We start from the raw sequence: 9,628 nt of genomic DNA, 5'->3' as shown, positions 1-9,628 counted from the left end.
GTTGATCTCACCCAACGCGCCTTCTGCGGTCTGAGACAGAGAAATACCGTCGTTCGCGTTACGCGCAGCCTGAGTCAAACCGTTAATGTTAGAAGTGAAACGGTTGGCAATCGCCTGACCCGCTGCATCATCCTTCGCGCTGTTGATACGCAGGCCGGAAGACAGACGCTCAATGGCGGTGCCCAAAGAAGACTGGGATTTGTTCAGGTTGTTCTGTGTCATCAGAGACAGGCTATTTGTATTAATTACCGCCATAGTGATATTCCTTCAATGTAGCTAATGAGTATTATTGGCGATTGGACTGAGTTATCGTCGCCATCACAAAAGGCTATCGGCACCTGCGCCGAGAACTTTAATCCGCAATTGAAATCATTCTGCCTTGATGCATAAATATGCACACGATATACCCGTCATTCAGTTCAATAGCGCAAATAGCTGTACTTAATGCCCCGCTATTCCATCCATCACTATTTGTATTTTATGTGTAAACTTTTTTTCCTCCTGGCCGATAACGCTATCACGACACTTGAATATTAAGGATTAGACATGGCAAGTATCAGCTCATTAGGTAGCGGTTCAGGAATGAATTTAAGTGAACTGTTAGACGGTTTGTCTGCAGCAGAACAAAAGCGTCTTACCCCTCTGACCCAGCAACAAACCAGCTTTAAAGGGAAACTATCTGCATTTGGCGTGCTGCAAAACGCACTGGCAAAAGTGGAAACTGCTGCGGCGGCCCTGAAAAAAGCAGACACAATAAACGGCACGTCGGTCAGCAGTAAAAATGAAGCATTTAGTGCAACAACCGACAGTGCTGCCAGCGCCGGTAGCTATAATATTGAAATTTCTCAATTGGCTAAGGCGCAATCCTTGCTATCCGGCAAGATGCCTAACACAAAAGATAATTTGGGCAATAGTAATGAAACAAGAACCATTACTATTACTCAGCCTGGCCAAGAAAAGCCGATGGAAGTTACATTGGCAAAAGATAAAACCTCCCTGAATGATATCCGCGATGCTATCAACAAGCAGGAAGGCAATGTTACCGCCAGTATAATGAAGGGTGATGACGATACCTATTACCTTTCGCTGACTTCAAAAGAAACCGGCACCAAGTCGGAAATGACCGTTAGCGTGACTGGCGATGATGATTTAGGCAAGATCCTGAACTATACGCCGGGAAGCACCAGCACCGATGGCATGAAGCAAACCGTTCCAGCAGCGGATGCCAAATTGAAAGTCAACGGCATTGATATTACTCGTCAAAGTAACGTAATTACCGATGCACCTGCTGGTGTGACGCTTACGTTGAAGAGCGTCACCAAACCTGACACCCCAGAAGTTCTGAGTGTGGTACGCGATCCCAAAGCGACCAAAGATGCGATCCAGGCTTTTGTCGATGCCTATAACTCACTGCAAACCACTTTTAGCTCACTGACCAAATATACCGCGGTTGAAGCGGGTCAAGAGCAGTCGTCCGGCAACGGTGAATTGGTCGGTGACAATACCCTGCGTAATATTCAGACCCAACTGAAAGCCCAGTTATCTTCTGCTCAAGGCGGCGATGTCAAAACCTTAGCTAGCCTGGGGATCACTCAGGATCTTAATGGGAAGCTGAAAATCGACAACGAGAAACTGGATAAAGCGCTGAAAGAAAAACCAGGCAGCGTTAACCAGTTCTTTGCCGGAGACGGTGAAACTACCGGGTTTGCTACCCAAATGGATAAACTGCTGAATGGTGCCCTCGATACCTCGAAAGGTACGCTGAAAAGTGCAACCGACGGGATCAACCGTTCATTGAAAAATCTGGATAAACAGGTTATTTCAACAACAGCCAATATCAATGCCACGATTGAACGCTACAAGATCCAGTTCGGTCAGCTAGATAAATTGGTTACCTCGTTCAAAAACACAGGCAACATGCTGTTGGCACAATTTAAATAACAAAGGATAGAAAACATGTACAACCGGTCAGGGAGCCAGGCTTACGCACAGGTAGGATTGGAAAGCGGAGTCATGAGCGCCAGCCCCCACCAGTTGATCGTGATGCTGTTCGACGGGGCGCAAAGCGCCCTGGTTCGCGCACGTATTTTGATGAATCAGGGGGAGATTGCCGCAAAGGGATTAGCTATTTCCAAAGCTATCAATATTATTGATAACGGCCTGCGTACTGGGCTTGATATGGAAAAAGGCGGCGAGCTGGCAGAAAATCTGTCAGCGTTGTATGACTATATGTCACGTCGCTTACTGCATGCCAATTTGCATAATGACGAGCAGGCTATTGTCGAAGTCGAAGCCTTGCTTGAAAATATTGCTGATGCCTGGCGGCAGATCGGCCCCAATTATCAACCCAATTAGGACCCCATTTAATGGAACGTCACCAGCACCTTCTATCCGAATATCAACATATCCTGACCCTCAGTGAACAAATGCTTGCCTTTGCAATTGAGGGAAATTGGGATGCGCTGGTTGATCTGGAAATGACTTATCTGAAAGCTGTTGAGAGTACCGCCAACGTGACCATTTCTTCTTGTTCGTCTCTTTCACTGCAAGAGATATTAAGAAAGAAATTAAAAAACATTTTAGATAATGAAACTGAAATTAAGCGCTTATTACAGCTACGCCTTAATGAATTAAGCGAACTGGTCGGACAATCAACCCGACAACAAGTGGTAAATAATACTTATGGTCAGTTCCCAGACCATGCGGTGTTATTAGGTGAAACACAATAGCGATGGTTTTATCAACATAACAACAAGATAGATATTCTCATTTTACATTCGAATGAAATCATTAACATTGCAAGTAATGTTTTTTTATTACTCCGGATGAGCGTGATTTTATCGGTGTGTTTGCCCTGTTTACATGGCTATTTGTGTGCGCCAACAAACCAGTTTTTTTTCTCGACGAAATAGCACTACGCACTAAATTTGTATTAAAATAAGTTGCTTGTCTGGTGCGCAACGCGTAAAGATATTCTCAGGTAAAGACTGTGAAATGAATATCGATGGAACGTACAATTAATCTATGTTCGGGGATTGGCAGTTCAAGGCATGTTATTCAACATACTGAACTTGCACTCACCTCGATTTATATACAACACCCACTGCTGATTATGGTTAACCACGGCCATAAGGTTATTCGCTGGGAAAACCAGGAATGTATAATCCTGCCCGGCGAGATGGCCGCTATCAGCGGTGGTCAAACTATAGATATAGTCAACGGGTTATCTGCTGATGGGGTTTTCTTCAGCCATACGCTGAGTATTGAACCTCAGTTAATCAATACATTTGCCCATAATCCCAAAGCCCATGACCTGTCCGTAATACCAGATGTCATGCCGGTGCGTAATCCTGCGCCGGAGTTTATCAATGCTTTCACCAATACTTTTAAGGTATTAGCTGATAACAATGATATTCCGAAGCCCATCATTCGCCATCGCATGGTGGAGCTATTGCTTTGGCTGACCCAGCGTGGCGTTAAGTTCTTAATAAAAGATGCAGAAACGCTGACAGAAAAAGTACGCTGTTGTCTGGCAACCGACCCTCATAAAATATGGACGGTTGCCGAGGTCGCAGAGCGAATGTCTATGAGCGAAGTGGTATTACGACGGAAACTTTCTGCCGAGAACGTTGTATTACGCAATTTAATGATCGATGTCCGCATGACTAGCGCATTAACGCTGTTACAAGCGACCGACTGGCCGATATCATTAATTGCCAACCGCGTCGGCTATGAAAGTTCATCACGCTTTGCAGAGCGATTCCGTAAACGTTTTGGCTTCGCGCCAACAGCCATACGCGGCCACCACCGACTGGCGTCAGGCTCGTTGGAAACAGAGTCGCAATACAATAGTGATTTCAAACCGTCTTATTCCTAGCCTATTCCTGTTATAGAGCAAGGCGGCGGGTAAGCTATTTTAAAATGTTTAATGTTATTCTTAGTTGAATCTAGACGCGTTAGCGTATTACCAACCCGCATTTTTTATCTTCGAAAAAATAAATAAAAGAGTTTAATATCAACAAATTAATGATGATACTTATGTCTCTTGAATACAGTTTTTGCAATAACAACTATTATAAAAGTAATCGGAGGTAATCTGCACGCAGGTACCTATGCTACGAATGACTTTGAGTCTTAAAAACCGTTACCCTCTTCATATCCAGATAGCATCCTTATTTACGCTGCTAATTCTGATCATTGGCACCGTCATTATTTTGTTTAATCACCACCAGCTCACCAAACTGACCGAAAGCAGTACTCTGGAACAATATCAAAAAACAGGGAAAGCCATTGCCACAGAACTGGATAGCATTACTCACTCTATGTCTATGTCAGTCAATATCTTAGCTAGCTTACCCATAACCGACAACACCGTCTTTGAACGACAAATGGTCTCGATTGAACGGCTCAGCGAGATTTTAAATTCAAATAAGTATGCCAGTGCTATTTATAGTGGTTATGACAACGGTGATTTCTTTCTGCTAAGGCGAGCCAGTAATACTAATCGCCCTATATTAGGTGCTCCCCCCAATACCGAATGGATAATACAGCGCAGCCAAATAGCCGGTGAATCACCAATAAAAGACTATATTTTCCTTGATGCGAAGCAACAAATAATTGCTAACCGGCGGGTAGAAAAGGATCCTTTCGATCCGCGATTACGCACCTGGTTTACCTCGGCATTGCAGAATAACGGTGTCACTATTTCGCCAGTTTATATCTATCATGCGACTAAAGAACCGGGGATAACCTTTAGTAAAAGAGCGTTAAATAGAAGCTCAGTAGTGGGAATGGATATATCTCTCGCTTCACTGAGTGAGTTCTTACAACAGCAAAATTTACCTATTGGCAGCCAGGCCGTCATTATTGACGCAAAGAATGATGCTATCGCGAGTTTAAATTCAAGAGGAGAGAGTCAAAGTATTAGCCCAGTATTAGTGTCATTGTTAGGCCTCAAAACATCATCTACGGGGGCAACCAGCCAAAGCCATATATTCACCAGTGAACAGCAAGAATGGTATGGCAGCATCATTCCGATAAATGAGAATAAATATCAGTTAATTATTGCCACACCATCGTCGTATCTTACCGCTAATGCTAACCAGATTCGTAATAACTCGACTCTCATTGCCTGCGCGCTCCTGTTATTAACCTTACCCATCATTTGGTTCTTTTCTCTGAGAATATCTCACCCCTTAATACGGCTACGTCAGGATGCCGATGCCATTAGCCATTTACATTTTGATGAACGGGAAAGTGAACCGTCAGTTATTCAGGAAATTGACGAATTACACGCATCAATGAAGAAGATGAAATTGACGCTCAATCAATTTATTTCGATGGGGAATATACTCGCCGCTGGCCACAATTTTGCGGCACAAATGGAAGGTTTATTATTGGAAACCACGCAAATTGCCAGTATGTCCGGCGGTGTTATTTTCCTGAATGATGCCAAAAACCCCGCATTCCTCCCTATCGCCTTTCAATGGAAAAACCAGTCCATTGACGTTAGCAACATGCCTAAACTGGCTATTAGCGATAGCTATTTCACTCCGTTTAATCCTGTGATGTACGGCAGAACCTCATCGGGAATAGTGAATAAAGATAATTTATGGCCTGCCCTGTATGAGGTATTGGCCGACCAGCTTCCTCTGCGTTTTATTATTGCCCCGATACGAGGACATGACGATCATTTACTCGGATTCTTATTACTCTTTGATGATGAGTCGATCAATCACGAAAGGAAGTATTCACGGATACAACTGGTTAATGCGCTAGTCGGTAGCCTGTCCATTTCTGTCGAGGCTCAGCATTTGCTGCAGGAACAAAAAAACCTGCTGGATTCCTTTATCAAGCTGATTGCAGGCGCTATTGATGCCAAAAGCGCTTATACCGGCGGCCATTGTCAACGGGTTCCGGTTATTACCGAAATGCTGGCGAAGGTTGCCGTTGAAATGAAAGAAGGCCCCTTTGCCGATTTCAGTTTAAGTAATGACGAATGGGAAGAACTGCGTACTGCGTGCTGGTTACATGACTGCGGGAAAATTACCACTCCTGAATTTATTGTTGATAAAGCCACCAAGCTGGAAACCATTTATAACCGGATTCATGAAATTCGTATGCGTTTCGAAGTATTAAAACGAGAGAAAGAAATCGATTTTTTACGCCAATGCCTAGCCCAATCTGGGCAAGAGCCAGATTGCTCGCAAATAAATCAGGAATTACGGAAACTGGATGAGGACTACTATTTCATCGCCCAGACCAATATTGGTCAGGAGGGATTATCCGATGAAGCCATTAAGCGCATTCATGATATTGCTCAACACCGCTGGACACGGACGCTCGATGATAGAACCGGCCTAGGCAATGAAGAGATGTCTAGGAAAAACCGCACACCGCAAAAACCCTTACCGGCTCAAGAGCCACTTTTGGCCGACAAAGAGGAACATATTATTTATCGGGACGATAAAATCAAACATCCGGAATATTATGATTTCAAATTGCAACCACCCACTCATCTGTATAACCATGGTGAAATGTATAACCTCAGTATTAGACGAGGGACACTGACGGAAGAAGATCGTTATAAAATCAATGAACACATCATGCAGACGATCATCATGCTGAAAAAGCTCCCCTTCCCTCGTACCATGTCAAACGTACCAACCATTGCCGGTGGACATCACGAAAGAATGGATGGGAAAGGTTATCCTAACCAACTGAATGCCCAGCAGATGAGTCTGACCATGCGTATGATGGCCATTGCTGACGTATTTGAAGCGCTGACTGCAGCAGATCGCCCTTATAAAGCAGGTAAAAAACTGTCCGAGTCATTGAATATCATGGCGAATATGGTTAACGACAATCATCTTGATCGACAATTGTTTATCTTGTTTATCGAATCGGGAATCTGGCAAGACTATGCCAAAACCTATATTCAACCAGAACAAGTCGATCTCATCGATATTACCACTCTGCTACGTAAGGTTGGCACCCCGTAATACCAAGAGATATGACCGTGAGCGCTACGGATACAGATTATGGTGATTAAAGATATCGTTGCTGATAATAGCTCCACGCCGGAATGGGCGTTACCGGCGTGGGATAAAGGCTATTGGCACTTAACGGAATATCGTCAGTGCTGTCTGAAAAATCAATTTGCCTTCACGCAACTGCCAAAGAACATTTCAGTGATCAGCTCATTATTGATAGTTTCACCACTGAGTGTTCTGACTAACAATTCACTCCCCAATAGCTGTAGAGAAAAAACCATATCGGGATTAACTCGCTTAATTTTCGGCTGATTCTGGCTTTCATTGACTAACGAAATTGTTTTCGTCTCTGGCCCTGCCACTTCTTTCGCAGCCAAAAGGGTAAAGACATTCTCGGCATCGCTATTACATAGGGTAATAATATATTTCGCCTTATCTGCACCTGCGACTTTCAAAGTCGCTACGGATGACGGATCGCCAGTCACCACGTCTGCGCCTTTCGGTAACTCCGCCGTTGTTCCGGTAGCCACCACCAGGGTAACCAGTTCGCCACGATCCCGCAGACCTTGATACACATTCAGTGCCAATGGGGTTGTACCGACAATAATAAAATGATTTTTACGTATCACGTGAGAGATCCTGCCTTTAACGATTCGCTGGATATTATGGCTAATCATCGGCCCGACAATGGCTGTAATCGATGCCGCAAATACCGTAATACCCATAATAATAATCGAAAGCGTAAACATGCGAGCATGCGTGGTCGCCGGAACAATATCGCCAAATCCTACCGTTGACATCGCCACTATCGCGAAATAGAACGCCGTCGGTAGATCCTCCACCGCAGGAGAGAATTCAGCGCCTAAATAAAGCGTGCCAATCACCGCGTACAACAATAATGAAGAAATACTGACGATAGCAAATAAGCTGCTACTGGCCAGGCTTTGATGATCGAACTGCCGCCAACAAATCAGTAAGCCAAGAATAATAGCGACGGACAAACCGGTAATATGCACATCACTATTACCGTTCATAAAATTCAGTAATGTCATTGCCAGCAGCAAAAACAGAGTGAAAACCCAAGCAGTACGCGCTTTAAGAGCTAAACCTATCGCCATCAGAATAAGGCTAAGACCAATGACAAAACGGGGAATTTCCAATAGCCCTAACATGGACAACGTTTCTTTCCATGTACCTATGCTACCCAGGGTTTGGGGAACATAACTTAAGGTACGGGAAAGTACCGGCCCTAATATCAGGTAACCGTTAATAGCGACCATGACGGCCAGACAAAAAGTGGGGGATATACGCCCTTTAATCCTGTGAAATAATCTCATCAATAGACTAACCATCAGTGATAAAGTGGCTTCAGTATAGGTTTTATCTGAGTGAAAATATAGGGTTAAGCCGCCGATGACTCTATGACGGATAAAACCCGGAATATATCTCCCGGGTTTATTTCTTTTTTAGGCTGCCTCATTACATTTTATGCTTTGGCTGGCGGGCATCCCATTTGCTCTGATAATACGCCGGGCGTTTTTTTCAATCCCGCCTGAATTTCAGTCGGTAAGTTCGACCACAAAGTTAAACCGGCGCGACGTTCAACGTCACTGACCGTGGCTTGAAAATCACAGAAATTGGCCGTGGCGGGCGTATCCTGATCCAGGATAAAAGTGGCGTAATGATTGACTGCCGGGCTGTTATTGATAAAAATGATTTTCCAGTAACCGCTTGGAATTTGGTGCGGTTTTTTCGCATTAGGCAGTTTTTCCATAGAACGTTCATACAGCGGGCCGGTGACGGTGTAAACCGCGCTAATGTCTGCCCTGTTCGCCAGTTTACGTTCCTGATCTTCCAGCCTCGCCCATGCCCCCTGATTTAACGCGGCTTTTTGCGGTGTAATATTGGACAAATAATTCAGACTCTGCCAGTCAGGGGCAGCGGCCAAACTGGCTAGTGGAGCCTGATGTCCCCGATCGATTTTCAGCACTTGATTCGCATTCTTATAATCATCAGGGCTTAGAGTATCGCTGGCAGGTAAATCCGGATCGGTTTTCCAGTTACGCGGTCGGCTGCTGGCCTGAGTAGATTTTGTAATCTTGTAGGCAACCCAGTTAGCAAACTTAGTACTTGGATTATTGTTCAACGTATAACTATCTCGAACCAGGGTTTCATCACTCTGGCTTCCCGTTGGACACCCTACCGCACAGTTATCTATTCCTGCCATGCCGCGATCTACGCCCAGCAAAGCCTGCGGTACTGGGGGTAATGGCGTCGTGGTACAGGCTGCGACCAACAATACCGGAGCAAAAGCAAAGATTTTACTGCTTAATTTCATACTCATGGATTCATCCTTTTTATTCCAAGATTTGTATGTAAACACAGCATTGATTAATACAACAATTGTGTTGATAACAAATAGTGAGTTTTAACTGTGGCATGACAATATCCCTAGACTCCACCCATTATCACTAAAATGAATGTAATTAAAGGATGTACAAAAAATCAATTAAATCATGTCGAATATAGCATTCGACTATAGCTGTTCCTTTCATGTTAATTGGCCATTCTTATTTAACATTAATTGAAATAAACAAACATATAAACAATAGACGCCAACACATATAATAGCGACG

Annotated in this window: 7 protein-coding genes and 1 pseudogene; 5 read left to right on the top strand and 3 right to left on the bottom strand. The window is 44.1% G+C overall.

Annotated features, from left to right (window positions below; genetic code table 11):
* Window positions 1–255 (bottom strand): annotated as a pseudogene (locus DBA33_RS15380) (flagellin FliC); the annotation flags it as partial.
* A 291-nt stretch (window positions 256–546) separates the two neighbouring features.
* Between DBA33_RS15380 and fliD the strand changes: the two are divergent.
* From fliD to DBA33_RS15355, 5 genes are all read left to right on the top strand, one after another.
* Window positions 547–1,941: a flagellar filament capping protein FliD gene (fliD, locus tag DBA33_RS15375; protein ID WP_064517671.1), complete on the top strand. Its 1,395-nt coding sequence runs from the start codon at window positions 547–549 to the stop codon at window positions 1,939–1,941.
* Window positions 1,942–1,956: 15 nt separating this feature from the next.
* The gene (gene fliS / locus DBA33_RS15370) at window positions 1,957–2,355 is read left to right on the top strand and encodes a flagellar export chaperone FliS (protein WP_038241981.1); all 399 of its coding nucleotides are present in this window, start codon (window positions 1,957–1,959) and stop codon (window positions 2,353–2,355) included.
* Between the two features lie 11 nt (window positions 2,356–2,366).
* Window positions 2,367–2,729, top strand: a complete 363-nt coding sequence (gene fliT / locus DBA33_RS15365; protein ID WP_064517668.1) for a flagella biosynthesis regulatory protein FliT — start codon at window positions 2,367–2,369, stop codon at window positions 2,727–2,729.
* A gap of 275 nt (window positions 2,730–3,004) precedes the next feature.
* Window positions 3,005–3,877 (top strand): helix-turn-helix transcriptional regulator, encoded by an 873-nt coding sequence (locus DBA33_RS15360; RefSeq protein ID WP_064517667.1) that lies wholly within the window; start codon window positions 3,005–3,007, stop codon window positions 3,875–3,877.
* Between the two features lie 244 nt (window positions 3,878–4,121).
* The gene (locus DBA33_RS15355; protein WP_120806736.1) at window positions 4,122–7,001 is read left to right on the top strand and encodes an HD domain-containing phosphohydrolase; all 2,880 of its coding nucleotides are present in this window, start codon (window positions 4,122–4,124) and stop codon (window positions 6,999–7,001) included.
* A 152-nt stretch (window positions 7,002–7,153) separates the two neighbouring features.
* Here DBA33_RS15355 and kch read toward each other — a convergent pair whose 3' ends face one another.
* Together kch and DBA33_RS15345 are read right to left on the bottom strand one after the other, a co-directional pair.
* Window positions 7,154–8,329, bottom strand: coding sequence for a voltage-gated potassium channel protein (kch, locus tag DBA33_RS15350; protein WP_064517663.1), 1,176 nt, complete (start codon window positions 8,327–8,329; stop codon window positions 7,154–7,156).
* Window positions 8,330–8,478: 149 nt separating this feature from the next.
* Entirely contained in the window at window positions 8,479–9,219 is a 741-nt protein-coding gene (locus tag DBA33_RS15345) for a DNA/RNA non-specific endonuclease (RefSeq protein ID WP_240442711.1), read from the bottom strand.
* Between the last annotated feature and the right edge of the window lie 409 nt (window positions 9,220–9,628).

It is taken from the genome of Yersinia sp. IP36721 (assembly GCF_003634395.1).
Taxonomy (GTDB): Bacteria; Pseudomonadota; Gammaproteobacteria; order Enterobacterales; family Enterobacteriaceae; genus Yersinia; species Yersinia entomophaga.
This window is presented reverse-complemented; position numbering and strand designations above follow the sequence as displayed.